This is a genomic window from Streptomyces antioxidans, assembly GCF_000968685.2.
Taxonomy (GTDB): domain Bacteria; phylum Actinomycetota; class Actinomycetes; order Streptomycetales; family Streptomycetaceae; genus Streptomyces; species Streptomyces antioxidans.
In genome coordinates this window covers 148,706-173,366 of record NZ_LAKD02000005.1, presented here as the reverse complement: position 1 = coordinate 173,366, position 24,661 = coordinate 148,706, and the positions used below count along the sequence as shown (strand labels likewise).

Annotated in this window: 26 protein-coding genes; 18 read left to right on the top strand and 8 right to left on the bottom strand. The window is 71.6% G+C overall.

Going from position 1 to position 24,661, the window contains the following annotated elements; all coding sequences use genetic code 11:
• Positions 1 to 108: 108 nt before the first annotated feature.
• Positions 109 to 639 carry a PLD nuclease N-terminal domain-containing protein gene (locus VT50_RS04715; RefSeq protein ID WP_046084252.1) on the bottom strand — a complete coding sequence of 177 codons (531 nt, stop codon included), beginning with the start codon at positions 637 to 639 and terminating at the stop codon, positions 109 to 111.
• A gap of 90 nt (positions 640 to 729) precedes the next feature.
• Between VT50_RS04715 and VT50_RS04710 the strand changes: the two genes are divergently transcribed.
• From VT50_RS04710 to VT50_RS04700, 3 genes are all read left to right on the top strand, one after another.
• Positions 730 to 2,181 (top strand): menaquinone biosynthesis decarboxylase, encoded by a 1,452-nt coding sequence (locus VT50_RS04710; RefSeq protein ID WP_046084251.1) that lies wholly within the window; start codon positions 730 to 732, stop codon positions 2,179 to 2,181.
• Positions 2,178 to 3,101, top strand: a complete 924-nt coding sequence (mqnP, locus tag VT50_RS04705) for a menaquinone biosynthesis prenyltransferase MqnP (protein WP_046084250.1) — start codon at positions 2,178 to 2,180, stop codon at positions 3,099 to 3,101. Before VT50_RS04710 ends, mqnP begins: the two co-directional genes overlap by 4 nt.
• Before the next feature lie 81 nt (positions 3,102 to 3,182).
• Positions 3,183 to 3,857 (top strand): UbiX family flavin prenyltransferase, encoded by a 675-nt coding sequence (locus VT50_RS04700; protein ID WP_046084249.1) that lies wholly within the window; start codon positions 3,183 to 3,185, stop codon positions 3,855 to 3,857.
• On the opposite strand, the gene VT50_RS39505 is transcribed toward VT50_RS04700, so the two are convergent.
• The gene (locus VT50_RS39505) at positions 3,854 to 4,030 is read right to left on the bottom strand and encodes a hypothetical protein (protein WP_167396581.1); all 177 of its coding nucleotides are present in this window, start codon (positions 4,028 to 4,030) and stop codon (positions 3,854 to 3,856) included. The two genes, VT50_RS04700 and VT50_RS39505, sit on opposite strands and share 4 nt — an antisense overlap.
• Before the next feature lie 112 nt (positions 4,031 to 4,142).
• Here VT50_RS39505 and VT50_RS04695 point away from each other — a divergent pair, with 112 nt between their 5' ends.
• The 6 genes from VT50_RS04695 (at position 4,143) to VT50_RS04670 (ending at position 9,333) form a co-directional block, all read left to right on the top strand.
• A complete protein-coding gene (locus VT50_RS04695; RefSeq protein ID WP_044571827.1) occupies positions 4,143 to 4,604 on the top strand; it encodes an Lrp/AsnC family transcriptional regulator in 462 nt (153 codons plus the stop codon).
• 46 nt (positions 4,605 to 4,650) lie between these two features.
• Entirely contained in the window at positions 4,651 to 5,829 is a 1,179-nt protein-coding gene (gene mqnE, locus VT50_RS04690; protein ID WP_046084248.1) for an aminofutalosine synthase MqnE, read from the top strand.
• A 144-nt stretch (positions 5,830 to 5,973) separates the two neighbouring features.
• A complete protein-coding gene (locus tag VT50_RS04685; RefSeq protein ID WP_046084247.1) occupies positions 5,974 to 6,633 on the top strand; it encodes a UdgX family uracil-DNA binding protein in 660 nt (219 codons plus the stop codon).
• A 74-nt stretch (positions 6,634 to 6,707) separates the two neighbouring features.
• Entirely contained in the window at positions 6,708 to 7,232 is a 525-nt protein-coding gene (locus VT50_RS04680) for a GNAT family N-acetyltransferase (RefSeq protein ID WP_046084246.1), read from the top strand.
• Positions 7,233 to 7,331: 99 nt separating this feature from the next.
• On the top strand, positions 7,332 to 7,619 hold the full coding sequence (locus VT50_RS04675; RefSeq protein WP_206269339.1) for a DUF4229 domain-containing protein: 288 nt from the start codon (positions 7,332 to 7,334) through the stop codon (positions 7,617 to 7,619).
• A 388-nt stretch (positions 7,620 to 8,007) separates the two neighbouring features.
• Positions 8,008 to 9,333, top strand: a complete 1,326-nt coding sequence (locus VT50_RS04670) for a dicarboxylate/amino acid:cation symporter (RefSeq protein WP_107424723.1) — start codon at positions 8,008 to 8,010, stop codon at positions 9,331 to 9,333.
• 81 nt (positions 9,334 to 9,414) lie between these two features.
• On the opposite strand, the gene VT50_RS04665 is transcribed toward VT50_RS04670, so the two are convergent.
• Complete coding sequence (locus VT50_RS04665; protein WP_046084244.1) at positions 9,415 to 10,461, bottom strand: alpha/beta hydrolase; 1,047 nt, start codon at positions 10,459 to 10,461, stop codon at positions 9,415 to 9,417.
• 132 nt (positions 10,462 to 10,593) lie between these two features.
• On the opposite strand from VT50_RS04665, the gene VT50_RS04660 reads away from it, so the two are divergent.
• Complete coding sequence (locus tag VT50_RS04660; RefSeq protein ID WP_075200246.1) at positions 10,594 to 11,298, top strand: TetR/AcrR family transcriptional regulator; 705 nt, start codon at positions 10,594 to 10,596, stop codon at positions 11,296 to 11,298.
• A gap of 86 nt (positions 11,299 to 11,384) precedes the next feature.
• Here the strand turns inward: VT50_RS04660 and VT50_RS04655 are convergent, their stop codons facing one another.
• Positions 11,385 to 12,554 carry a lipase family protein gene (locus VT50_RS04655; protein WP_046084242.1) on the bottom strand — a complete coding sequence of 390 codons (1,170 nt, stop codon included), beginning with the start codon at positions 12,552 to 12,554 and terminating at the stop codon, positions 11,385 to 11,387.
• Positions 12,555 to 12,653: 99 nt separating this feature from the next.
• Positions 12,654 to 13,745, bottom strand: a complete 1,092-nt coding sequence (locus VT50_RS04650) for an AraC family transcriptional regulator (RefSeq protein WP_046084241.1) — start codon at positions 13,743 to 13,745, stop codon at positions 12,654 to 12,656.
• Between the two features lie 245 nt (positions 13,746 to 13,990).
• Between VT50_RS04650 and VT50_RS04645 the strand changes: the two genes are divergently transcribed.
• The gene (locus VT50_RS04645; RefSeq protein ID WP_046084240.1) at positions 13,991 to 14,437 is read left to right on the top strand and encodes a cupin domain-containing protein; all 447 of its coding nucleotides are present in this window, start codon (positions 13,991 to 13,993) and stop codon (positions 14,435 to 14,437) included.
• A gap of 113 nt (positions 14,438 to 14,550) precedes the next feature.
• On the opposite strand, the gene VT50_RS04640 is transcribed toward VT50_RS04645, so the two are convergent.
• Entirely contained in the window at positions 14,551 to 14,754 is a 204-nt protein-coding gene (locus VT50_RS04640; protein ID WP_030834854.1) for a cold-shock protein, read from the bottom strand.
• Positions 14,755 to 15,056: 302 nt separating this feature from the next.
• On the opposite strand from VT50_RS04640, the gene VT50_RS04635 reads away from it, so the two are divergent.
• From VT50_RS04635 to VT50_RS04610, 6 genes are all read left to right on the top strand, one after another.
• Complete coding sequence (locus VT50_RS04635) at positions 15,057 to 15,968, top strand: menaquinone biosynthetic enzyme MqnA/MqnD family protein (protein WP_046084239.1); 912 nt, start codon at positions 15,057 to 15,059, stop codon at positions 15,966 to 15,968.
• Positions 15,969 to 16,048: 80 nt separating this feature from the next.
• Positions 16,049 to 17,872 (top strand): serine/threonine-protein kinase, encoded by a 1,824-nt coding sequence (locus tag VT50_RS04630; protein ID WP_046084238.1) that lies wholly within the window; start codon positions 16,049 to 16,051, stop codon positions 17,870 to 17,872.
• Positions 17,873 to 18,029: 157 nt separating this feature from the next.
• Complete coding sequence (gene mqnC, locus VT50_RS04625) at positions 18,030 to 19,229, top strand: cyclic dehypoxanthinyl futalosine synthase (RefSeq protein ID WP_046084237.1); 1,200 nt, start codon at positions 18,030 to 18,032, stop codon at positions 19,227 to 19,229.
• Positions 19,229 to 19,678 carry an imidazolonepropionase-like domain-containing protein gene (locus tag VT50_RS04620; protein ID WP_046084236.1) on the top strand — a complete coding sequence of 150 codons (450 nt, stop codon included), beginning with the start codon at positions 19,229 to 19,231 and terminating at the stop codon, positions 19,676 to 19,678. The genes mqnC and VT50_RS04620 overlap by 1 nt, the downstream gene beginning before the upstream one ends.
• Positions 19,679 to 19,732: 54 nt before the next feature.
• Positions 19,733 to 20,425 (top strand): demethylmenaquinone methyltransferase, encoded by a 693-nt coding sequence (locus VT50_RS04615; RefSeq protein ID WP_046084235.1) that lies wholly within the window; start codon positions 19,733 to 19,735, stop codon positions 20,423 to 20,425.
• 202 nt (positions 20,426 to 20,627) lie between these two features.
• Positions 20,628 to 21,938 carry a geranylgeranyl reductase family protein gene (locus tag VT50_RS04610; RefSeq protein WP_240529038.1) on the top strand — a complete coding sequence of 437 codons (1,311 nt, stop codon included), beginning with the start codon at positions 20,628 to 20,630 and terminating at the stop codon, positions 21,936 to 21,938.
• Positions 21,939 to 22,095: 157 nt separating this feature from the next.
• Here VT50_RS04610 and VT50_RS04605 read toward each other — a convergent pair whose 3' ends face one another.
• On the bottom strand, positions 22,096 to 22,878 hold the full coding sequence (locus tag VT50_RS04605) for a VOC family protein (protein ID WP_046084234.1): 783 nt from the start codon (positions 22,876 to 22,878) through the stop codon (positions 22,096 to 22,098).
• Between the two features lie 274 nt (positions 22,879 to 23,152).
• On the opposite strand from VT50_RS04605, the gene VT50_RS04600 reads away from it, so the two are divergent.
• Positions 23,153 to 23,572, top strand: coding sequence for a CBS domain-containing protein (locus tag VT50_RS04600; protein ID WP_046084233.1), 420 nt, complete (start codon positions 23,153 to 23,155; stop codon positions 23,570 to 23,572).
• A 166-nt stretch (positions 23,573 to 23,738) separates the two neighbouring features.
• On the opposite strand, the gene VT50_RS04595 is transcribed toward VT50_RS04600, so the two are convergent.
• Entirely contained in the window at positions 23,739 to 24,554 is an 816-nt protein-coding gene (locus tag VT50_RS04595; RefSeq protein ID WP_046084232.1) for a C40 family peptidase, read from the bottom strand.
• Positions 24,555 to 24,661 lie beyond the last annotated feature (107 nt).

Here is a 24,661-nt window from a genome sequence, read left to right as displayed (position 1 = left end):
TCTGACACCGGACTCCGATGCCGGACAGCGCGACGGCCGGTTCCCCTGACCCATGTCACGTCAGGGGAACCGGCCGTTGTCGTGCCTCGTCGGCCGCCCGGCCGCTCCTCAGGGCGCGGCAGGCGGGGTGTCCTCCGGACCGGACCCCGACCCCGACCCCGACCCCGACCCCGAGCTCGACCCCGAGCCGGAACCGGACCCCGAACCGGACCCGGAACCCGTACCGGAGCCCGGCCCCTCGTCCTTGCGGCGCAGCTTCTCCTCGCGGCGGCGGAGATCGGCCTCCCAGTCCCTCAGCCGCTCCTCGTCGCCCTCACGGTCGCCGGGCGGCTCGGCCGGTACGTCCCCGTCGTCCTCGGAGCCCTTGTCGTTGAGGGACTTGAGGAACTCGGGGTTGTCGTCCGGCGCGACCCAGCCGCCCCCGCCCCGGAGGCCGGGTCGCCCGCCGCCCCCGGGCGCGGCGCGCTTGCGGCCCGCGATCAGCCAGGAGACGGAGCCCACGACGGGGAACAGCAGGACGAGGATCGCCCAGATGGGCTTGGGGATATAGCGGATGTCCTGTTCGTCGGTGGTGATGCAGTCGATGAACGCGTAGATGCTCAGTGCCAGCGGCACCAGGATCATCAGCACCCGTAGCATGAGGCGATTCCCCCTGCGTGTGGTGTTCGGGGCGGTGGCTCGGGCCCCCAGTTACGGGACCAGGGTAGTGCGTACCGGATACTGGGACGCATGGCTTATGACGATCTTCGTTCCTTTCTGCGGGCGCTCGACAGGGAAGGCGACCTCAAGAGGGTCAAGGCCGAGGTCGATCCCTATCTCGAGGTCGGGGAGATCGTCGACAGGGTCAACAAGGCGGGCGGCCCCGCGCTGCTCTTCGAGAACGTCAAGGGCTCGGCGATGCCGCTGGCCATGAATGTCTTCGGCACCGACCGCCGCCTCCTGAAGGCCCTGGGACTCCGCTCGTACGACGAGATCAGCGAGAAGATCGGCGGGCTGGTCAAGCCCGAGCTGCCGCAGGGGTTCGTCGGGCTGCGCGAGGCGTTCGGGAAGCTGGGCGCGATGGCCCATGTGCCGCCGCGGAAGGTGAAGGAGGCGCCCGTCCAGGAGGTGGTCCTCACCGGCGAGGACGTCGATCTGGACCAGCTTCCGGCGCTGTTCACCTGGCCCGAGGACGGCGGGTCGTTCTTCAACCTCGGCCTGACCCACACCAAGCACCCGGAGACCGGGGTGCGCAACCTCGGCCTCTACCGCCTCCAGTGCCATGACCGCCGCACCATCGGCATGCACTGGCAGATCCACAAGGACAGCCGCAACCACTACCAAGTGGCAGCCAGGCGCGGGGAGAAGCTCCCGGTGGCGATCGCCTTCGGCGCGCCGCCCGCCGTGACCTACGCCGCGACCGCGCCGCTGCCCGGCGACATCGACGAGTACCTCTTCGCGGGGTTCGTCCAGGGGCGGCGGGTCGAGATGGTGGACTGCAAGACGGTGCCGCTCCAGGTCCCGGCCGCCGCCGAGGTCGTCATCGAGGGCTGGCTGGAGCCGGGGAAGACGCTGCCGGAGGGCCCGTTCGGCGACCATACGGGCTTCTACACGCCCCAGGAGCCGTTCCCGGCCCTGACCATCGACTGTGTGACGATGCGGCGGCGGCCGCTGCTCCAGTCGATCGTGGTGGGCCGTCCGCCGACCGAGGACGGACCGCTGGGGAGGGCGACCGAGCGGTTCTTCCTCCCGCTGCTCAAGATCATCATCCCGGACATCGTGGACTACCACCTCCCCGAGTCCGGTGGGTTCCACAACTGCGCGATCGTCTCGATCGACAAGAAGTACCCCAAGCACGCGCAGAAGGTGATGCACGCCATCTGGGGCGCCCACATGATGTCGCTCACCAAGCTGATCGTCGTGGTCGACGCCGACTGCGATGTCCACGATCCGCACGAGGTCTCCTGGCGCGCCCTGGGAAACACCGACTACGCCCGCGATCTGACCGTGGTCGAAGGCCCCGTCGACCATCTCGACCACGCCTCGTACCAGCAGTTCTGGGGCGGTAAGGCGGGCATCGACGCCACCGCGAAATGGCCCGAGGAGGGCTATGCGCGCGATGGCGGATGGCCGCGCATGGTCATGTCCGATCCGGAGACCGCCGATCGGGTGACAAAGCGATGGAAGGAGTACGGGCTGTGAGCGCCGATTCCGCGACCCCCGATCTCTTCGGCCCCGAACCGGCGCCGCCCGGCCGGGTCCGCGCCTTTCTGCGGCTGGTGATGATCGAGCACTCGGTCTTCGCGCTGCCCTTCGCCTACATCGCCGCGCTGACCGCGATGCACCTGTGGGACGGCGCCGTCCACTGGACGCGGCTGCTGCTGATCACGATCGCCATGGTGGGCATGCGCACCTTCGCGATGGCCTGCAACCGGATCATCGACCGCGAGATCGACGCCCGCAATCCGCGCACCGCCGGCCGTGAGCTGGTCACCGGCGCCGTGTCGGTGCGTACCGCGTGGACCGGCGCGCTCATCGCGCTCGCCGTCTTCCTCGGTTCGGCGGCGCTCCTGAACCCGCTCTGCCTGGCGCTGGCGCCGGTCGCGGCGGTGCCGATGGTGGTCTATCCGTACGGCAAGCGGTTCACCGACTATCCGCACGCCATCCTGGGCGTGGCCCAGGCCATCGGCCCGGTCGGCGCCTGGATCGGGGTCACCGGCGAGTGGTCGTGGGACGCGGCCATCCTGGGGCTCGCGATCGGCACCTGGATCGGCGGCTTCGACCTGATCTACGCCTGCCAGGACGTGGCGGCCGACCGGGCGCACGGGGTGCGGTCGGTGCCGGCACGCTTCGGCATCGGGGGCGCCCTCTATGGTGCGCGCGTCTGCCATGTGGTCACCACGGCCCTGCTGGTCTGGTACGCGCTGGCCACGGACGCCGGGGCGTTCTTCTGGGTCGGGCTGGCGATCGTCGCGGCGGCGTTCGCGTACGAGCACACCATCGTTCGGCCCGGCGATCTGTCCCGGCTGAACCGCGCCTTCTTCACGGTCAACGGCTTCATCGGGATCGCCCTGTTCTGCTGCGCGCTCCTCGACCTGGTGGTGCGGGGCCTTGGCCGGTGAGAGCCGCCGGATAGGCTCGGTGATGTGGAGACGCCGCACGAGCCTTACGGACCGCATGAGCCGTACGGGCCGCACGAAGGAGTGGGCGGGCGCCGTCCCTGGGTGGTCGGTGTGTCCGGCGCGTCCGGGACGCCGTACGCCGCCTCGGTGCTGCGCGCGCTGCTGGCGGCTGGCGAGGCGGTCGACCTGGTGGTCAGCCGGGCGTCACGGCTGACGCTGCTGGACGAGACGGGGATCGGGTTCCGGGACGCCCACTGGCGCGACGACCTGTGCCGCTGGCTGGCGCGCGGCGCGGACGGCACGCCGGACGCCTTCGAGGTGCCCGCCGGGGTGGCGGACGTGGCCCACTGGGCGCCCGGGGACCTGGCGGCCGGGCCGTCCTCCGGCTCGTACCCGGCCAAGGGGATGCTGATCGTCCCGGCGAGCACCGCGTGTGTGGCCGGGGTGGCGCTCGGGCTGTCGAAGGATCTGCTCCAGCGGGCCGCGAGCGTCACGCTCAAGGAACGGCGCAAGCTCGTGGTGGCGGTGCGCGAGACACCGCTGAGCGGACAGACGCTGAAGGCTCTGGTGGCGCTGGACGAGGCGGGCGCGGTGGTGCTGCCCGCCTCGCCGGCGTTCTACGCGGGGGCGACGCACATCCAGGATCTGGTGGACTTCGTCGCCGGACGGGTGCTGGACGCGGCAGGGGTGCCGCACAAGCTGTACCGCCGGTGGGAGGGGGAACTCGGTGGGGACCGGGGACGGGGAACGCCCTAGCGGGTCCAGCGCCGCCTGGTGCGCGCGGCGCGGGCCGCGACGACGGCCGCGCGGCGGGCCGTGCGGGAGACGGGCCGGTCGTTGGTACGGGCTGCACGCGAGCGGTTGGCCAGGTCCCGCAGCTCGAGCATGCGGGCCTCAAGACCCTCGATCGTGTACACGGTGAGTCTCATCTCCTGAGGGATGGTCGATCGCCTAAAAGATTTACAGGACTTGTGGTCCTGATGCCTTAGATTCTACATGTAATCTCGCTGTACCTCTGAATAATGGAAGGCGCTCGTGCTTATGGACGCGGTGGACAGGCAGCTCATCCAGGCCCTGCGGGAGAACGGCCGGGCCTCCTACGCGGAGCTCGGCAGGCTCGTCGGCCTCTCCGGGCCCAGCGTCACGGACCGGATCAACCGCCTGGAGGCCGCCGGGGTGATCACCGGCTATCGCGCGACCGTGGACGCCGCCTCCCTGGGGCTGGGCGTCACCGCGCTGATCGGCATCCAGCTCTCGGACGCCACCGACCACGAGGAGGTGGCCCACCGGTTGCGCGATCTCGCCGAGATCGAGGACTGCTGGTTCATCGCGGGCGACGACTCCTACATGCTCAAGGTGCGCGCGTCCGACGTGGACGGCCTGGAGCGGACCATCCGCAGGCTCTCCGGCACCAAGGGCGTCTCCCGCACCCGCACCACGATCGTGCTGTCCACGAAGTGGGAGAACCGGGTCGGCGAGCTTCCCGAGGACATCGAGGCGTAGTCTCGGCGAAGGCTGACATCAGCAGACGTATTGGGAGGCGACCGGGGTGACCGGGACCACACAGGACGCGGGTTTCAAGAGGGAGTTGGAGCAGAAGGTCCGCGCGGGCGAGCGGCTCTCGCGGGAGGACGGCATCGCCCTCTACGCGTCCGACGATCTGGCCTGGCTGGGTGGTCTCGCCCATGAGGTGCGCACCCGTAAGAACGGCGACGTGGTGCACTTCAACGTCAACCGCCACCTCAACATGACGAACGTGTGCACCGCGTCCTGTGCGTACTGCTCCTTCCAGCGCAAGCCCGGCGAGAAGGACGCCTACACGATGCGCATCGAGGAGGCCGTCCGCCTCGCCAAGGCGATGGAGAACGAGAACCTCACCGAGCTCCACATCGTTAACGGCCTCCACCCGACCCTCCCCTGGCGCTACTACCCGCGGTCGCTCAAGGCGCTCAAGGAGGCCCTTCCGCAGGTCTCGCTCAAGGCGTTCACCGCCACCGAGATCCACCACTTCGAGAAGATCTCCGGCATGCCGGCCTCGGAGATCCTCGACGAGCTGATCGACGCCGGACTGGAGTCGCTCACCGGCGGCGGCGCCGAGATCTTCGACTGGGAGGTACGGCAGCACATCGTCGACCACGAGACCCACTGGGAGGACTGGTCGCGGATCCACCGGCTCGCGCACGAGAAGGGGCTCAAGACGCCCTGCACGATGCTCTACGGGCACATCGAGGAGCCCCGCCACCGGGTGGACCACGTGCTGCGCCTGCGTGAGCTCCAGGACGAGACCGGCGGCTTCCAGGTCTTCATCCCGCTGCGCTACCAGCACGACTTCGTGGACATGAAGGACGGCAAGATCCGCAACCGCCTTCAGGCCCGCACCACCATGGCCACCGGCGCGGAGGCCCTGAAGACCTTCGCGGTCTCCCGGCTGCTCTTCGACAACGTGCCGCACGTCAAGGTCTTCTGGGTGATGCACGGCGTACGGACCGCACAGCTCGCGCTCAACCACGGCGCGGACGACATGGACGGGTCGGTCGTGGAGTACAAGATCACCCACGACGCCGATGACTACGGGACGCCCAACAAGCTCACCCGTGACGACCTGCTCGAGCTGATCCAGGACGCGGGGTTCCGGCCGGTGGAGCGGAACACCCGCTACGAGGTCATCCGCGAGTTCGAGGGCCCGGACCCGGCGCGCCGCGAGACCCCGCAGCCGATGAGGGTGTGATCCGTACGGCGGGTGTGACCGGTACGGGGATGGTGATCCGTACGGTGGATGTGACCCCTATCGCGGGCGTACCGCCGGTGTGACCCGTACCGCCCTTCGCCCGGCGGCCTGTCTGACGGCAGCCGGGCGGGGCACTCGGGGGCCATGGCCGGTACGAAGAGCCCCGAGGACGCGTACACCGCGGCCCCCTTCGTCCCGGAGGGTGCCGACCTGAGCGCGCTCAGGGACGCCGCGGCCGGATGCCACGGCTGCCCGCTGCACCGCGACACCACGCAGACCGTCTTCGGCGCCGGGGATCCGGACGCCCGGGTCATGCTCGTCGGGGAGCAGCCGGGCGACCAGGAGGACCGGCAGGGCAAGCCCTTCGTGGGCCCTGCGGGCAAGGTCCTCGACCGGGCCCTGGACGAGGCCGGGATCGACCCGGACGAGACATACATCACCAACGCGGTCAAGCACTTCAAGTTCACCCACGTCCCCGAGCGCGGCAAGCGGCGCATCCACAAGCCGCCGAGCCTGCGCGAGCTCTCCGCGTGCGGCCCCTGGCTGGAGGCGGAGCTTGAGCTGATCGAACCCGAGGTGGTCGTGGCGCTCGGCGCCACGGCGGGGAAGGCGCTGCTGGGCTCGTCGTTCCGGGTGACCAAGCAGCGCGGCACGCGGCTGGAGGGCGCCCCGTCAGGACCCGCGCACGGCGCCCTGATCGTCCCCACGATCCACCCCTCCGCGGTGCTGCGGGCCGATGACCGGGAGGCGGTGTACGGGGGGCTGGTGGCCGATCTGAGGGTCGTGGTGGAGGCGCTGGGCTGAGCCGCCGTACCGCGGTCGGGTGCGGACCCGGGGCGTCCGGCGGCGCTGGCGGCCCCCTGGGTATCGTCGATCGCATGCCCCTGCGCTGTGAACTCGACCCCGAGATCACCCCCGCACTGCTCGACTCGGTCTGCGCCCTCTGGACCGACGTCTCGAACGCGGGGGGCGCCGTCGGTTTCGTACCGCCCGTGGTCAAGGACGACATCCGCCCCGAGCTGCTTAAGCACCTCGCCGCGATGACGGAGGGCCGGACCCGGCTCCTCCTCGGCCGTGACGAGGGGGGCGCGGTGGCCGCCACCGCCTTCTTCACCTTCAACACCCACCGGCTGATGCGCCACTGGTGCTGGCTCTACACCGTGATGGTGCACCCCTCCCACCAGGGCAAGGGATACGGCCGAGCCCTTATGGCCGCCGCCGAGGACGCCGCGCGCCATATGGACGGCATCCGGGGCATACGGCTCACCTGCCGCGGCGGCATCGGGGCGGACCTCTTCTACGAGCGGTGCGGCTACAAGGAGGTCGGACGGGTGCCCGGCGCGATCAAGGTCGCGAATGACGACTTCCGGGACGACGTCACCATGTGGCTGCCGCTGAATTGATCAGAAACCGGCCGTGGTTCACTGGGAGGACAGGTTCAGAGCTCCCCACGGAGTCCCCACAGAGCTCCCCGACAGAACTCCCAGGAGAGAGGACGAGTCGTGTCCTTCACGCCGAGCGCCGCGTTCCGCTACACCCTCATGCGCCTGGGAATCTTCGTCGGCTCGTTCCTGGCCATCTGGGCCCTGGTCTACTTCCGGGTGCTGCCCTCCGGCCTCGGCGCCTCCAACCTCTTCTGGGTGGCGCTGCTCGCACTGGTCGTCTCCGCGCCGCTCAGCTGGGTGATGCTGCGCAAGCAGCGGGACGCCATGGCCGTCGAGGTCGCCGAGAGGGTGGACCGCGCCAAGGAGCGGCTGGCGGCGAACCAGAGCCAGGAGGACGGCGCCTGACCGGCGCTGGGCTGTAACCCTCCTCACACCCTCCGCACGCGACCCCACACGCCCCACCGACGCCCCTTGGGCCAGTTTCCGTTGGCGCGAGGGGCGTTGGGGTCCTTCCGCCCCTCAGACGCCCTCACATGCCCTCAGGCACCCTCAGAAGTCAAAGATTTCCTTTGGGTTCCCCAAAGCGGCGGTGTTAACGTACTTGTCATGAAGACAGCAGCCGCGCCCCACATCGCAGCGAGCGTTCCGCTCGTGGCGCGCCTGCACATCGATCTTTGCCGCTGCCTTTCCGCGGCCTGTCGTCGCCGCTGATCCACCTCGCGCACGGCGGCCGGAGATCCCGTACGGACTCCTGGCTTTCTCCCGACCTCTTACCTCCACCGGAGTGTGTCCGTTGTCGTCCGCCCTCAAGGCGTCCCCCCAGGGGCCGTCGTCCTTCCGCCTGCCCAAGGTGCCCTTCTGGGCGCAGATCCTGCTGGGCCTCGTCCTCGGTGTGGTGCTCGGCTGGATCGCCCGCAGCGGCGATGTCGCCTGGCTGGTCACCACGCTCGACAAGATCGGCACCATCTTCGTCCAGCTGCTGAAGCTGGCCGTCGCCCCGCTGGTGTTCTTCGCGATCCTGATCTCGATCACCAATCTGCGGAACGTCAACAACGCCGCCCGGCTGGCGACCCGGACCCTGCTGTGGTTCATGGCCACCTCGCTGATCGCCGTCGCCATCGGCCTGGTGATCGGCCTGGTCACCAACCCGGGCACCGGTACCGACCTGACCCCCAAGGACGGCGCCAAGCCCGACCACGCGGGCTCCTGGCTGGACTTCCTCACCGGCATCGTGCCGACCGACGTCATCACTCCGTTCACCGAGCTGAACGTCCTCCAGATCGTCTTCCTCGCCGCCGTCGCGGGCGTCGCCGCCCTCCAGCTCGGCGAGAGGGCCCAGCCGATCCTCACCCTGAGCCAGTCGGTGCTCGAACTGCTCCAGAAGGCCCTGTGGTGGGTCATCCGCCTCGCCCCGCTGGGCACCCTGGGCCTCATCGGCACCGCCATCGCCGACTACGGCTGGAACCTGATCGGCAAGTACGCGACCTTCACCGCCGACATCTACATCGGCTGCGCGCTGGTGATGTTCGGCGTCTACCCGCTGCTGCTGGCGACGGTCGCCAAGATCAACCCCCTGAACTTCTTCAAGGGCGCCTGGCCCGCCATCCAGCTCGCCTTCGTCTCCCGCTCCTCGGTCGGCACCATGCCGCTGACCCAGAAGGTCACCGAGCGGCTTGGCGTCCCCAAGGAGTACGCCTCCTTCGCGGTGCCCTTCGGTTCGACGACGAAGATGGACGGCTGCGCCTCGATCTACCCGGCGATCGCGGCGATCTTCATCGCCCAGATCTTCGATGTGCACCTCGGCGTCGGCGACTACCTCCTGATCGCCTTCGTCTCGGTGATCGGCTCCGCCGCCACCGCCGGCCTTACGGGCGCCACGGTCATGCTGACCCTGACCCTCTCCACCCTGGGGCTCCCCCTGGAGGGCGTCGGCCTGCTGATGGCCATCGACCCGGTCCTGGACATGATGAGGACCGCCACCAACGTGGCCGGACAGTCGCTGATACCGGTGATCGTCTCGGCCCGCGAGAAGATCCTCGACCACGAGGCGTACGCCCACGCCAGCGCCTCCCCGCTGGACGACCGCGACGGACCGGAACCCCAACTGGCCGCCGCGTAACACCTGTCGGCGACAAGCGGTGCCCCCGGACCCTCCGCGGTCCGGGGGCACCGTGCTGCTCGCGCGGCGAACCTCCCCGGGTCAGCCGAGCCGGGCCGTGAGCAGGGGGAGGGCGCGGGTGAGTTCGCGCTCCCAGTAGGGCCAGGCGTGGGTGCCGGGCCCGTAGAGGCGGGCGGTGACGGCCAGGCCGTGGGCGCGGGCGCGGTCCGCGTAGCGCTGGGCCATCTCGGCGAAGCCGCGCTCCAGAGCGTCCTCGGGGCGGCCCGGCGGGTCGAGGGGGCCAGGGGCGCCGTTGCCGCAGGCGACGTAGAGCGGGTAGCCGCGGGGGAGCCGGGGGATGAGGACGTACGGGTTGTGGGCGTCCCAGAGCGCGGACTGGGCGGTGGGGTCTCCCCAGAGGGCCGTCGGGTCGGCGCCTTGGCCCGTAAGGATGTCCTGAACGCCGACGGGGTCCAGGGTGGTGTGGATGACGCCGCTGAAGGACGCCGCCGCGCGGAAGAGGCGGGGGTGGCGGGCGGCGTAGGAGAGGGCGCCGAAGCCGCCCATGGACAGACCGGCGATCGCCCGGCGGCCGTTGGCCCGCAGGGCGCGCTCCAGCAGGGGGCGCAGCTCGGCCAGGTGGAAGGTCTCCCAGGCGGGCGGGCCGTAGTGGCCGCCGTTCCACCAGTTGGAGTAGAAGCCCGCGGGACCGCCCTCGGGCGAGACGATCAGCGCCGGGGTGGCGGCCGTGATGGCCTCGACATCGGTGTTGCGGGTCCACGCCTCCCAGCCGGGGCCCGGGTCGCAGCAGCCGTGGAGCAGGTAGAGGACGGGCCAGCGGCGGTGGGGTCCGCGGTCGTAGCCGGTGGGGAGGAGGACACGGGCGTGGCCCTCGCGGCCCAGGGCGGGCGAGTCGATCGTCAGGTCCAGGACGCGCTCGTCGACGCGCTCCGCGGCGACGAGGCGTGCCCGGGTGGACGCCGCGCGTCCGGTAAGGGCTTCCGGGGAACGGGACGTCGCGGAGCGGGGCTCCGGGGAACTGGCCTCCGCGGGACCCGGCTCCGGGGCACGGGCCACCGCGCGGGCGGGGAGGAGCGGTGCGGCGGCCAGTGCGGTCAGCGCGGTGAGCGTGCGACGGCGGTTCGGCATCGTTCGTTCTCCTTCGCGGCACTGCGGTGCGGAGCTGAACGGGGCACGGTGCGTGGTCAGTTGAAACTTTGATGTCGTCGGGCGGCGGTGGCAAGAGCGCTGACGGCGGTCCCACGTAGGCTTGTCCGCGATATGTGTGCGGGGGCACGATCGAAGGGGGCGGCCTGCGTGGGCGGGGCGACGCGGAGCAAGCGCGTACCACGGGCGGTGCGGGAGCAGCAGATGCTGGACGCGGGGGTACGGGCCTTCGCGCGCAGCGGCTATCAGAACGCTTCCATGGACGACATCGCCGAGCTGGCGGGGGTCTCCAAGCCGCTGGTCTATCTCTATCTCAACTCCAAGGACGAGCTGTTCACGGCGTGCCTACGGCGGGAGGCCGCGGCGCTGGTGACCGCGATCCGGGCCGCAGTGGAGCGGGGCGCGCCCGCCGACCGGCAGTTGTGGAGCGGGCTGAGCGGCTTCTTCGCGCACACCGCCGCACACCCCGACGGCTGGACGCTGTTGCATGTGCAGGCCCGCACCCAGGGGCGGTCCTTCGCCCGTGAAGTGGTCGCCATGCGGGCCGAGATCGTGGAGTTCGTGACGCAGCTGATCGGCGCGGCGGCGCGGGAGCAGGCGCGCGGGGCGGCGCGCGCCCGGACCCTCGCGGGCCCCGAGGTGTCCGGGCTGGCGCACGCGCTGGTGGGCGCGGCCGAATCGCTCGCGGACTGGACGGCGGACCCGCGAGCGGGCGGGCCGTCGGCCAAGGAGGCCACGGCCACCCTGATGAACTTCGCCTGGGCCGGGCTGGGGAACCTGCTCCGGGGGCAGGGGTGGTCGCCCGAGCGGGTCGGCTGACGGGTGGGGCGGCGCCCTGCGGTGTCAGCCCGGCCGGTGTCGTACGGGTGTCAGCCCGGTCGGCGTCGTGCGGTGTCAGCCCGGCCTCACGCGGCGCAGTTGCCCCGCGTCGGCTCGTCCGCCAGCCGTCCGGCCATCCACTCCAGGGCCGTCGGTATCCCGGCGACCGCCGTGGTGACGTGGTCCAGCGGATAGTCCTTCCACTCCACCGCCACGCCCCGGGCGCACCAGCGGTCCCGCAGCGCCGCGCCGACCCGGTAGGGGATCAGCTCGTCCACCACGCCCTGGTAGAGGTAGACGGGGTGGTCGGGGGCGCGGGTGCCCAAGAGGGAGCCGCGCAGCGCGAGTCGCCAGGCCGGGCTGGCCAGCGGGTCCCTCACGGTCACCTCCGACCGGTGGAGGAAGAGCCCGCCGATGGTGCTGAGGGACGCGCAGTTCCGCTTCATGAAGTCCACGTAGCCGCGGCCCCGGTCGTTGAGGTACGAGTCGAGCCGCAGCGCGGGGAAGGCCGCGTCCTGTCCGGTGAGCGCCATAAGGGCGAGCCCGGCGCCCGGTCCGCCGTCGTTGTACTCCAGCGTCGTGGGGAGGTCGGCGGGCACGCCTCCGGCGACCGTGCCCTTCAGCCGCAGCTCGGGGGCGTACGAGGCGTGCAGTTCGGCGGCCCAGCCCGCCGCCTGGCCGCCCTGGGAGTAGCCCATGACGCCCACGGGCGCCTCCGGTGAGAGCCCGGCCTCCGGAAGCCGCTGGGCGGCGCGCGCCGCGTCCAGGACGGCGTGGCCCTCGGACCGGCCGGCCGTATAGGTGTGGTCGTCCGGGGTGCCCAGACCCTCGTAGTCGGTGACGGCCACGGCCCAGCCGCGACCCAGTGCGAGGGCGATCAGCTGGGCCTCGCTCGAGGTGCCCTGCGGGAACCGGCCGGACACCGCGCAGTCGTCGGCGAGGCCCACGGCGCCGATGCCCCAGGCGAGGAGCGGCCGGGGGCCCCGCGTGCCGTCGTCGGGGACGAGGACCGTGCCGGAGACGACGTCGGGGCGGCCGGTGGCGGTGGTGGAGCGGTAGGTGATGTGCCACGCCTTGGCGGCGGTCGGCACCCCGGGCTGGGTGTGGAAGGCGGTGGGGGCGGAGGTGACGATGTCGCCGGGTCTGCTGGTGCGGGCGGTCGGGGCGCCCGGCGCGGCGGCGGCCGGGGCGGCGGGCAGCGCCGAGGTCAGGGCGAAGGCGGCGAGGCTGGCGAGCACGGTGGTGCGGACGCGCATACGGCTCTCCCAACGGTGCGGGCGGTGCGCCTTGGTGGTGCTGAGTCGTTTTGTGAGGACCGTAAGGACGGGCGGGAAGACTGTGGCTGACCTCGGCGCTCAGATGCGCTGACTCCACGTCTCATGTCGGTATGCGCCCGGTGTTGTCCCGGTCCAGCGCCGGAACGCCCGGTGGAACGCCGTGTTCTCGGAGAACCCCAGCCGTAAGGCCAGCTCGGCGATGGGCTCGGCCCCCTCGGCCAGGCTGCTGACCGCCTCGTCACGCCGTACGGTGTCCTTCAGCTCCTGGAAGGACGTGCCCTCCTCGCGCAGCCGCCGCCGCAGCGTCGCCGGGCTGGCCGCCAGCCGGGCGGCGACCTCGGGCAGCTCCGGGAGCCTGGCGGTGCGCCGGGCCCGTGAGCCGTCGGCCGGGCCGCCGCGCGTCCGCAGCGCGCCGGTGAGCACGTGCCGCACCCGCTCGGCGACGGTCGTGGCGTAGTCGCGGCGGCTGAGCAGCCCGGCGGGCGCGTGCCGCAGCAGCGTCTGGAGCGTGGACTCGTCCTGGACGACGGGGGCGGTCAGCCAGCGGTGGTCAAAACCGGCCGCGGTGCGCGGTGCCCCGAAGCGGGGCGGACAGCCGAACAGCGGCTCGTAGTCCTCGGCGTACGGCGGCGGGGGATACGCGAACTGGGCCCACAGCAGCGGTATCCGACGCCCGATCAGCCAGCCCGCGACCCGGTGCCAGACGAGCATGAGCCATTCGGCGACGATATGGCTCTCGGCCGCCGTCAGGGCGTCCTTGTGCGGGCCCAGCCCGCCGCGCAGGGCGAACACGGCCTCTCGGCTCCGGCCCGCGCCGCGCTCCAGGGCCAGATTGGGGCCGCCGGGGAAGAGCCGGTAGAAGCGGGCGCCGCGCTCCACCGCCGTGCCGAGGTCGGGGCAGCCCAGCGAGGCGTAGCACATCATCGCGAAGGTGCCGGGCCGGCTGCGGATGGTGCCCAGCCCCAGGAACTCGTCGCCCGTGGCCCGGTGCAGGGCGCGCACCAGCCGGGCGAACTGCTCGGGGGAGACGCGGGCGCGGTCGTCGGTGAGCAGCAGCGGGGGTATTCGGGCCCGCTGGAGCAGGGGGACGGTGTCGAGGCCGAGCCGCTGCGCACCGCGCAGCGCGCCCCGTACATGGTGCACCGTCACCGTTCGCCGCCCGTGCCCCATGGTCAAAACGGTAGCCCCAGCGGGTGCGCCGCGTCAGCGGTGCGTCGCAGGGCCCCTACGCGGAGTGAGCACCGTGGGACGGCATGGGCACCGCACGGACGGCATGGGCACCGTAAGGCCAACACGAGCGCCGTAAGGGCGACATGAGCGCTTCAGGGGTGGTGTGAACGCCTTGAGGAGGGCGCGAGATCCCGACGGGCTATCCTCGACGGGCCTCAACCGGACGTGTGAGAGCGGGGAGCGACATGGCCACGACCCGACGGCCCGCGACGGCCGAATGGCTCGGTCTCGAGCCCCATCCGGAGGGCGGCTGGTACCGGGAGACCTGGCGCAGCGATGTCACGGTGCGGCCGCCGGGGTACGACGGCGAACGCGCGACCGCCACGGCGATCTACTTCCTGCTGACTCCCGGTGAGGAGTCCCGCTGGCATGTGGTGCGCTCGGCCGAGCTGTGGCTGTGGCACAGCGGTGGCCCGCTGCGGCTCCGGCTGGGCGGTACGGGCGACGCCCCGGAAGCGGCCCCCACGGAGGTGCTTTTGGGCCCCGATGTCGCCTCCGGCCAGCGCCCCCAGGTCGTCATCCCGCCGGGCGTCTGGCAGGCGGCCCGTCCGGAGGCGGACGAGGAGGCCCTGGTGAGCTGTGTGGTCTCCCCGGGCTTCGACTTCGCCGACTTCCGGCTGCTGGAGGACTGACCCCCCGCGGGGCGGGGTCCGAAGGAGCGCGGGCCGTGCGGCCCCAAAAGGCAGGAGCCCCGCCCCCCGCCAGGCGGGGAGCAGGGCTCCTTGGGTGGTGCGTGCTGCTGTGATCAGACGGCGCTGACGTTCTCCGCCTGCGGACCCTTCGGGCCCTGAGTGACGTCGAAGGTCACGGCCTGGTTCTCCTCGAGAGAACGGAAGCCGGTCGCATTGATCGCGGAGTAGTGAACGAAGACATCGGGGCCGCCGCCGTCCTGGGCGATGAAGCCGAAGCCCTTCTCGGCGTTGAACCACTTGACGGTTCCGGTAGCCATAAGCCCTCCTTGGGCCAAAGGGTTGCCCTGCTCCAGAACCTGCAAGAAGTCTGAAAACTACAAAAGCCTGCGGTTACATGCTCCGCAGGCTCTGTACTGCAAGGAAACCAAACTGCAACTTGCGGCGAGCCTAGCACGCTCCGTGTGCGCGAGGAAAGAGCCGAAGATCACGAAAACGAGGGGTTTCCCGGGCCTCAGACATGGATAAGATCGCAGGTCGAGCGGTTACGGGTCAGTCAGCACAAGGCTACCGGAGCACCCCGCCGCCGTTACCCGGGGCGAGCGGGGCTAGCCTCCGAGACGTGGACAATTCACCGAGTTCCCCCTCGCGGAGTACACAGGACGCCTCTGAAACCCTCAGATCGCCCGGCGCTCATCGGCTGAGTCGGCCAAAAGTGGGCCACATCCAGTACCTGAATTGCATGCCGTTGTACTGGGGCCTCGCCAGGACCGGATCCCTCCTGGATTTCGACCTCACCAAGGCGTCTCCCGACGCCCTGAACGACCTGCTGGTCCGTGGCGATCTCGACATCGGCCCGATCAGCCTGGTGGAGTACCTGCGCAACGCCGACGATCTCGTCGCGCTCCCCGACATCGCGGTGGGCTGCGACGGGCCCGTCATGTCCTGCGTGATCGTCTCGCAGCTGCCGCTGGAGCAGCTGGACGGGGCGCGCGTCGCACTCGGTTCCGCCTCGCGCACCTCCGTACGCCTGGCCCAACTGCTGCTCGCCGAGCGGTACGGACTCGCCCCGGACTACTACACCTGCCCGCCCGACCTCAGCCTGATGATGCAGGAGGCCGAGGCGGCGGTGCTGATCGGCGACGCCGCGCTGCGGGCCAACCTCCATGACGCGCCCCGGCTGGGCCTGCGGGTCCACGATCTGGGCCAGATGTGGAAGGAGTGGACCGGGCTGCCCTTCGTCTTCGCGGTGTGGGCCGCCCGCCGCGAGTACCTGGAGCGGGAGCCGGAGATCGTCCGGCAGGTCCACGAGGCGTTCCTGTCCTCGCGGAACCTCTCCCTGGAGGAGGTCGGCAAGGTCGCCGAGCAGGCGGCGCGCTGGGAGCAGCTCGAGGTGTCGGTGCTCGAGCGCTACTTCACCACCCTCGACTTCAGCCTCGGCCAGGCGCAGTTGGAGGGCATCGCCGAGTTCGCCCGCCGTACGGGGGCGACGACCGGATACCCCGAGGACGTCCGGGTCGAGCTGCTGAGCTGACCTTTCCGGCCGCACGACCCGCGGTGGATGACAGGAACACCCCCTAAGCTGGACCGGCGCACGGAGGGGGAGGCAACGCGATGGATCCGCTGGGAGCGGACGATCCGCAGGTCATCGGCGCCTACCGGCTGCTCGGTCGGCTCGGTTCTGGCGGTATGGGCAGGGTCTATGTGGGCCGCAGCGCGGGCGGGCGCACGGTCGCGGTGAAGGTCGTGCACGCCCATTTCGCGCTGGACGAGGAGTTTCGCGCCCGTTTCCGGCGCGAGGTGGACGCCGCGCGCCGGGTCGGCGGCGCCTTCACCGCGCCGGTTCTGGACGCCGACCCGGAAGCACGTATTCCGTGGGTGGCCACCGGCTATGTGGCGGGCCCTCCGCTCAACCAGGCCGTGTCCGACGAGGGGCCGCTGCCCGAGCCGTCGGTGCGGGCCCTGGGCGCCGGGCTCGCCGAGGCACTGACCGCGGTGCACGCCCTCGGCCTGGTCCACCGCGACGTCAAGCCGTCCAACGTGCTGCTCGCGCTCGACGGTCCACGGCTGATCGACTTCGGCATCGCCCGGGCCACCGAGGGCACGGTGTCGCTGACCTCGACCGGCGCCTCCATCGGCTCGCCCGGCTATATGGCGCCCGAACAGATCCTGGGCGAGAACGTCGAGGGCGCGGCCGATGTCTTCTCGCTGGGCGCGGTGCTGGCGTACGCGGCGACCGGTGAGCCGCCGTTCCCGGGCGACACCTCGGCCGCGCTGCTGTACAAGGTGGTGCACGACGAGCCCCGGTTCGGCCGCGAGCTGACCGGGGAACTGCGCGATCTGGTCGCCGCGTGCCTCGCCAAGAACCCGGCCGACCGCCCGACCCCCGAGCAGATCGTGCGGCGCCTCGCCCCGGAGGACGGCGCCTCGGGGCTGGCGCGGCCGGGCTGGCTGCCGGGGGCGCTGGTCGAGCGGGTGAGCCGACAGGTGGTGGAACTGCTCGACCTGGAGGCGGAGGCCATCGCCCCGCCGGCCGCGCGCGAGTCGTACGACACCGAGCCGTACGACGCCGGGCGGTCCGACGCGGGGCGGTCCCAGGCCGAGCGGTCCGACGCCGGGCCGTCCGTCACGGAGTCGCACCCGGCCGGGCCCTCCGACGCCGGGCCCTCCGCCGAGGACCGTCCGACCCCGCCGCCCACCCCGGCCCCGGGGCCAGGCCAGGCCGCGCCCCTGCTGGGCGCCTTCGGCCCGCCCGACCCGTCGTACGCCGGGGGGCCGCACGGGGAGGACCGGCCCGCCGCCCACCAACTCCCGGGCCCGCCGCCGTCGAAGCCGGGCGGCGGCCGCAGCGTCTCGCTCTCCGCCGCCGTCGGCGGTAAGAAGCGCCCCAAGGCGCTGAGCTGCACGCTGGTGCTGTCCGTCGCCGGCGCGCTGGCCGCCGCGACCACCGCCGCCGTGCTCTTCCAGGTGCTTCCCGGCGGCTCCGACGACGGTCCCGGCCAGAGCGCCGGGAGCCCCCGTCCGTCCGCCAGGGATCAGGAGCCGGGTAGCGGGGGCACGGAGCCGGGCACCGGAGACCAGAAGGGCGAGGTGCCCAAGGGGTTCATCGGCACCTGGCAGGGCGATCTGACCTCCGACTCGGGCGTCCCGGTGGGCACCCTGACCATCACCTTCCGGCAGGGGCACACCGGGCAGGACGTCGCCAGCGGCCGGGTCAAGCTGTCGGTGCTGCGCTGCGACAGCACCTGGAAGCTGGTCTCCGCGGCCCCGAAACAACTCCACCTCGACGCGCGCCTCAAGGGCTCCGAGCCCCAGCAGGGGTGCAGTGACGCGTCGACGGAAGAGCAGTTCACCCTCAGCTCCGACGGAACGATCAGCTACCAGGCGAAGGACGAACAGGCGGGAGATCCCACGGGCACCCTCCGCAAGCTCAAATGAGCGCGGAGCGAGGGCGGAGCGACGGATGCGGCGGCGGGGCCGCGGCCACGGCGGGTGCGGGTGGTCGCAGACGTGCCTGACACGCGCTCGTAGCGGCGTACGGGCCCTGACGTAGTCTGAGTCGGTCCACCCATAAACCTCCGAAAGGTACGCCCCGGTGACCGCACACGCAGAGGTGCAGGCAGTCCTCGACCGCGCCGCCGACGGGGCCCGGATCACCCCACAAGAGGCGCTTGACCTTTACCGCTCGGCCCCCCTGCACGCGCTGGGGGCCGCGGCCGATGCCGTCCGGCGCCGCCGTTACGCGGGCACCGAGCACATCGCGACGTACATCATCGAACGGAACATCAACTACACCAACGTCTGCGTGACGGCGTGCAAGTTCTGCGCCTTCTACGCCCCGCCGAAGGACACCGCGAAGGGCTGGACCCGCGACCTCGACGACATCCTGCGGCGCTGCGCGGAGACCGTGCAACTGGGCGGCACGCAGATCATGTTCCAGGGCGGCCACCACCCGGACTACGGGGTGGAGTACTACGAGAAGCACTTCTCGGCCATCAAGCGGGCGTTCCCGCAGCTGGTGATCCACTCGCTGGGGGCGTCCGAGGTCGAGCACATGGCACGGATCTCCGGCGTCCCGGCCGAGGAGGCCATCCGCCGCATCCACGCGGCCGGTCTCGACTCCTTCGCCGGCGCGGGCGCCGAGCTGCTGCCCGCGCGGCCGCGCAAGGCCATCGCGCCGCTGAAGGAGTCCGGCGAGCGCTGGCTGGAGATCATGGAGATCGCCCATAACCTCGGGGTGGAGTCCACCTCCACCATGCTGATGGGCACCGGCGAGACCAACGCGGAGCGGATCGAGCACCTTCGCATGATCCGGGACGTACAGGACCGGACGGGCGGCTTCCGCGCCTTTATCCCGTACACCTACCAGCCCGAGAACAACCATCTGAAGGGCCGTACGCAGGCCACCGTCTTCGAGTACCTGCGGATGATCGCCATCGCCCGGCTGTTCCTCGACAACGTGGCGCACATCCAGGGCTCCTGGCTGACCGTCGGCAAGGAGGCCGGCCAGCTGTCCCTGCACTACGGGGCGGACGACCTCGGCTCGGTGATGCTGGAGGAGAACGTGGTCTCCTCGGCGGGCGCCCGCCACCGGTCCAACCGGATGGAACTGCTCCACCTCATCCGCGCGGCCGGGCGGGTCCCGGCGCAGCGCGCGACGACGTACGAACACCTCGTGGTGCACGACGACCCGGCGAACGACCCGGTCGACGACCACGTCGTCTCGCACCTGTCCTCGACGGCGATCGAGGGTGGCACGGCCCACCCCGAGCTGACGGTGATCCGGGCGTCCTGATGCTCACGCTCCACGCGGCGCCCGTCGTACGGGTCACCCCCGGCGACGCGGCGCCGCTGCACGACGCCGCCGTCGCGGTCGACGGCGACCATATTGCGGCCATCGGCTCCCTGGAGGAGCTGCGGGCGGCCTATCCGCGGGCCCGGGTGCGGGAGTGGCCCGGGGAGCTCGGTCCGGCCCTGCTCCACGAGGGCCCGGTGCCGGACGCGCCCAGCCCGCGGGAGCGGATCCACGCCCTGCTGCGGCGGGGCGCGACCGCCGTCCTCGCCCACCACCTCGGCGACGCCGAGCTGCGCGCCGCCGCCCACCGGGGCGGCATCGCCGTCCTGGACCGGCCGCGCCCGCCCGCCCTCGCCCCGGCGGGCCGCGCCGACCTGGCCGTCTTCGACGCGGACGGGGAGTGCCTGGCCACGGTGGCGGCCGGACGGCTGGTGCACCGGCGCCGCTGAGCCACGCCGGGCCCCGGGCGGGAGCGCTGGGCGCGCGGGGTGAACAATGGGGGCGTGAGCCGAGCATCCCTGGACAAGCAGCCGCACGAAGTCGCCGCCATGTTCGACGACGTGGCGGCCAAATACGACCTCACCAACGATGTGCTGTCGCTCGGGCAGGCCCGGCTGTGGCGCAAGGCCGTGGCCCGGGCCGTGGACGCGCGCACCGGGGAGCGGGTGCTCGACCTCGCCGCCGGTACGGGGACGTCCTCGCTGCCGTTCCGGGAGGCGGGCGCGTACGTGGTGCCGTGCGACTTCTCGCTCGGGATGCTCCGCGAGGGCAAGAAGCGCCATCCGGCGCTGCCGCTGACGGCGGGCGACGCGACCCGGCTGCCGTTCGCGGACGGGGTCTTCGACGCCGTCACCATCTCCTTCGGGCTGCGGAACGTCCAGGACACGAAGGGGGCGCTGGGCGAGATGCTGCGGGTGACCCGGCCCGGCGGACGGATCGTCATCTGCGAGTTCAGCCACCCCACATGGCAGCCGTTCCGCACGGTCTACACCGAGTATCTGATGCGCGCGCTGCCGCCGATCGCGACCTCTGTCAGCAGCAACCCTGACGCGTATGTCTACCTCGCCGAGTCCATCCGCGCCTGGCCGGACCAGCCCGGCCTCGCCGCCCGGCTGCGGTCGGCGGGCTGGGAGCGCCCGGCCTGGCGGAACCTCACCGGCGGCGTGGTGGCCCTCCACCGGGCGTACAAGCCGTAAGGCCGTACAAGCCGTAAGGCGGCCATACGAGCCGTAAGGCGGCCGGGATCCGGACGGGGACGGTCCGCGGCGAAGGACCGCGGGACGGCCCTTCGCGAATGCCCGGGCGTGGCCACCCATAGACTGCAGCTGTCCAGAGGCTGCAGCCGTCCAGTGCCCGGCGCGACCGGCACGCCGTTACCGAGGCTTGGGGAGACCCCGCGTGAGCGAGACCGCACCCACCGAGAGCGCGTCCTCCGGGATCTCGGAGCGCAGCGCCGATGTGATCGTCGTCGGCGCCGGACCGGCCGGGTCCACCACCGCGTACTACCTCGCCAAGGCGGGGCTGGACGTACTGCTGCTGGAGAAGACGGCCTTTCCGCGCGAGAAGGTGTGCGGTGACGGCCTGACCCCGCGCGCCACCAAGCAGCTCGTGTCCATGGGCATCGACATCTCCGAGGAGGCGGGCTGGCTGCGCAACCGGGGCCTGCGGATCCTCGCCGGTGGGGTGCGGCTGCAGCTCGACTGGCCGGAGCTGGCCGCGTACCCCGACTACGGACTGGTCCGTAAGCGCGACGACTTCGACGAGCAGCTGGCGCGGCAGGCGCAGAAGGCCGGGGCGAGGCTGTACGAGCGCTGCAACGTGGGCGCCCCGGTCACCGACGGGCGCACCGGCCGTATCACCGGCGTCGAGGCCAGGCTGGGCGAGGAGAAGACGCCCGTCACCTTCCACGCGCCCCTGGTGGTCGCCGCCGACGGCAACTCCACCCGGCTCTCGCTCGCCATGGGGCTGCACCGGCGCGAGGACCGCCCGATGGGCGTGGCCGTCAGGACGTACTTCACCTCGCCCCGCCATGACGACGACTACCTGGAGTCCTGGCTGGAGTTGTGGGACCGGCGCGGTGCGGAGGACCGGCTGCTGCCCGGCTACGGCTGGATCTTCGGCATGGGCGACGGCACGAGCAATGTGGGCCTGGGCGTCCTCAACACCTCGTCCTCCTTCAAGGAGCTCGACTGGCGCGAGGTCCTCAAGGCGTGGTGCGCCTCGATGCCGGAGGACTGGGGCTACACCCCGGAGAACATGACCGGCCCGATCCGTGGCGCCGCGCTCCCCATGGCCTTCAACCGCCAGCCGCACTACACCCGCGGGCTGCTGCTCGTCGGGGACGCGGGCGGCATGGTCAACCCGTTCAACGGCGAGGGCATCGCCTATGCGATGGAATCCGGGCAGATCGCCGCGGACGTGATCGTCCAGGCCCATGCCCGCGCCACCGCGGCCCAGCGCGAACTGGCCCTGCAGCGCTACCCGAAGGTCCTCAAGGACACCTACGGCGGCTACTACACGCTGGGCCGGGCGTTCGTGAAGCTGATCGGCAATCCGAAGGTGATGAAGCTGGCGGCACAGCGCGGGCTGACGCATCCGATGCTGATGCGGTTCACGCTCAAGCTGCTGGCGAACCTGACCGATCCGACGGGCGGCGACGCGATGGACCGCATCATCAACGGCCTCACCAAGGTCGCCCCCCGCGCCTGACACCAGCGCCCCGAAGGGGCGCGGAGCGCCCGGCCACGACGGCGCCCCGAAGGGGCGCGGGGAACCGCGCGCCCAGCCACACAACGGCGCGGCAGCCGCCCGGACAACGCGTCGCGGCACTTCCGGACGCATGACGACGGCACTCCCAGCGGAGCGCCTACGCTCCGGGCCCGCCGCTCGCTATGACGCCGAACGGCGCCCGGCCCGCATCCGCGAGCCAGGCCATCCGGCCGATCCCCTCGGCCGACATGGCGGGCATCAACACCGAACCGCCCAGGTCCTGCCCCCGGGTCACCACCGCGTCGCAGTCCGTCACCTCGAAGTACGGCAGCCACTGCGGCGGTGTCGAATGCCCCTCCTGGAGCTGGGCGACGCCGCCGAAGGAGCCCTCCCGGCCGGCGCCCGACGTCATCAGCACCGTGTACGACCCTCCGGGGAAGGACATCTCCTCGGTGTCCCAGCCGAAGATCTTGCGGTAGAAGGCGAGATCCTTCGCGGGATCGGGGGAGTGCAGCTCGGTCCAGCACAGCGTGCCGGGGTCGGTGACCGCGTCCAGCCCCGCCGTCCTGCCGGGCTGCCAGACGGCGAAACGGGCGCCGCCGGGGTCGGTGAACTGGGCCATCCGGCCTTCCTCGAAGACGTCGAACGGAGCGAGCCGCACCGTGCCGCCCGCCTGCTCGACGGTCTTCGCGGTCGCCTCGGCGTCGGGCGTGTGGAAGTACGGCGTCCAGGCGGAGCGCGAGCCCTCCTCGGTGAGCGGCCCGACGGCCGCGACGGTCCTGCGGTCCAGGGTGAAGAAGCCGTACCCGCCCGCTTCGGGGCCCGCCGACTCGAAGCGCCAGCCCAGCAGCGAGCCGTAGAAGGCCACGGCCGCTTCGGTGTCGGGGGCGCCCAGATCGAGCCAGTTGGGGGCGCCGGGAACGTAATCGGTGGTGAGCATGGGGCGCTCCTTCGACGGTCGGCGCGAAGACGCGGGGGGCACGGAAGACTACGGAAGACGTCTGCCGGAGATTGCCCCGTTCTGTACGGGACTGCCTCGTTACTCAGTCTGGCACCGGCCACCGACAGCCGCCGCCGGGCTCGACATGACGCCGCCGTGCGCCGGTGGTGACAATGAAGGCAGGGGGCGCCGTGTGCGCCAGCCGCGGCGACGCCGGACCGATGGGGCCCACGGGGCCGGATCCACCGCCGGTGGGCCTGGCAGGAGGTACACCATGACGAAGGCAGCGGACATCATGCACCCGGGTGCGCAGTGGGTATCGGAGCACGAGACGGTGCTGCGCGCCTCTCAGCTGATGCGGGAGTTGGGCGTGGGGGCCCTGCCGGTCAGCGACGCCAACGAGCGGCTGTGCGGCATCGTGACCGACCGCGACATCGTCGTGGGATGCATCGCGGAGAGCGCCGACCCCTCGGGGACCCCCGTCGGGGCGCTCACCAAGGGCACCCCGCGCTGGATCCCCGCGGAGGCCGATGTCAGGGACGTCCTGCGGGAGATGGAGGAGCACAAGATCCGCAGGCTTCCGGTGATCGACCAGGACAAGCGGCTGGTCGGAATGATCTCCGAGGCGGATCTGGCCCACCACCTCAGCGACGACCTCCTCGGCGAGTTCCTGGAGAAGGTCTACGCGCAGTAGCGCCCGCAGCGCAGTAGCGCCCGCAGTGCCGCAGCGCCCGCGGCGCAGTAGCGCCGCAGCGAATCAGCGCAGCGGGGAAGGAAGAAGGAAGGACGTGAGGCCGCCGTCCACGGCGGGAACGGCGGCCCCGGGGATCCCAACGTGACCAAAGTGACGGGCGGGCGTCCTACAGGACGCGCACGGCCCCGGTGGGCATGTCGTAGTCCAGCGGGCGCTCGACGATCCCGGTGCTCGAGTTCTGGGCGCCGATGAACTTTCCGCCGCCGACGTAGACGCCGACGTGGTACGCGCTGCCCGCGCTGCCCCAGTAGAGCAGGTCGCCCGGCTGCAGGGAGTCCAGCGAGACCGCGGTACCGGCGGTGGACTGGTCCTGCGAGACCCGCGGCAGGCTCACCCCGACCTGCTTGAAGGCGGCCTGGGTCAGCCCGGAGCAGTCGTAGGAGGACGGACCGCTGGAGCCGAGCACATAGGCCTTGCCCAGCTGCGCCTTCAGGAAGCTGATCAGGGCCGCGGCATTGCCGGTGGCGTCGCTGACGCCGGTGGTGGAGAGCGTGGTGCGCTCGGCGGAGCGCGACGCCTTCGCCGCCTGGGCCTTGGCCTCGGCCGCGCGCTTGGCGGCCGCCTTACGGGCCGCCTCCCGGGCCTCCTTCGCCTTGCGGTCGGCCTCCGCCTTGGCCTTCTTGGCGGCGGTCTTCGCGTGGGCGGCCGCCTGGTCCTTCTGGGCCTGGAGCTCGTAGTCGGACGCCGCCTGCTGGGTGGCGTCCGCGGTCTGGGCGGCCGTGCTCGCCAGCGTGGCGCTGACGGTCGGCATCTCCTGCGTGGACTCGGCGGGAGCGGCTTTGTTCTCCGCGGCGGAGGCGGGCACGGCGGCACCGGCCACCGCGAGGGTGAGGAAGCCACCGGTCATCCCTGCGCGGAGCGCACGCGTCGACGTGGCACGGCGGGGCTTCCGGTGGCTGGGTATGTGTGCGACTGGGGACATAGGTCACTGGCTACCAGGGCCCTAAGGCCCAGATCAACAAAAGTGGGGTGCGCCACATTTGGCGTGCACACGCTCAAAAACCGGGCCAAATGATCTCCGCGGCCCAC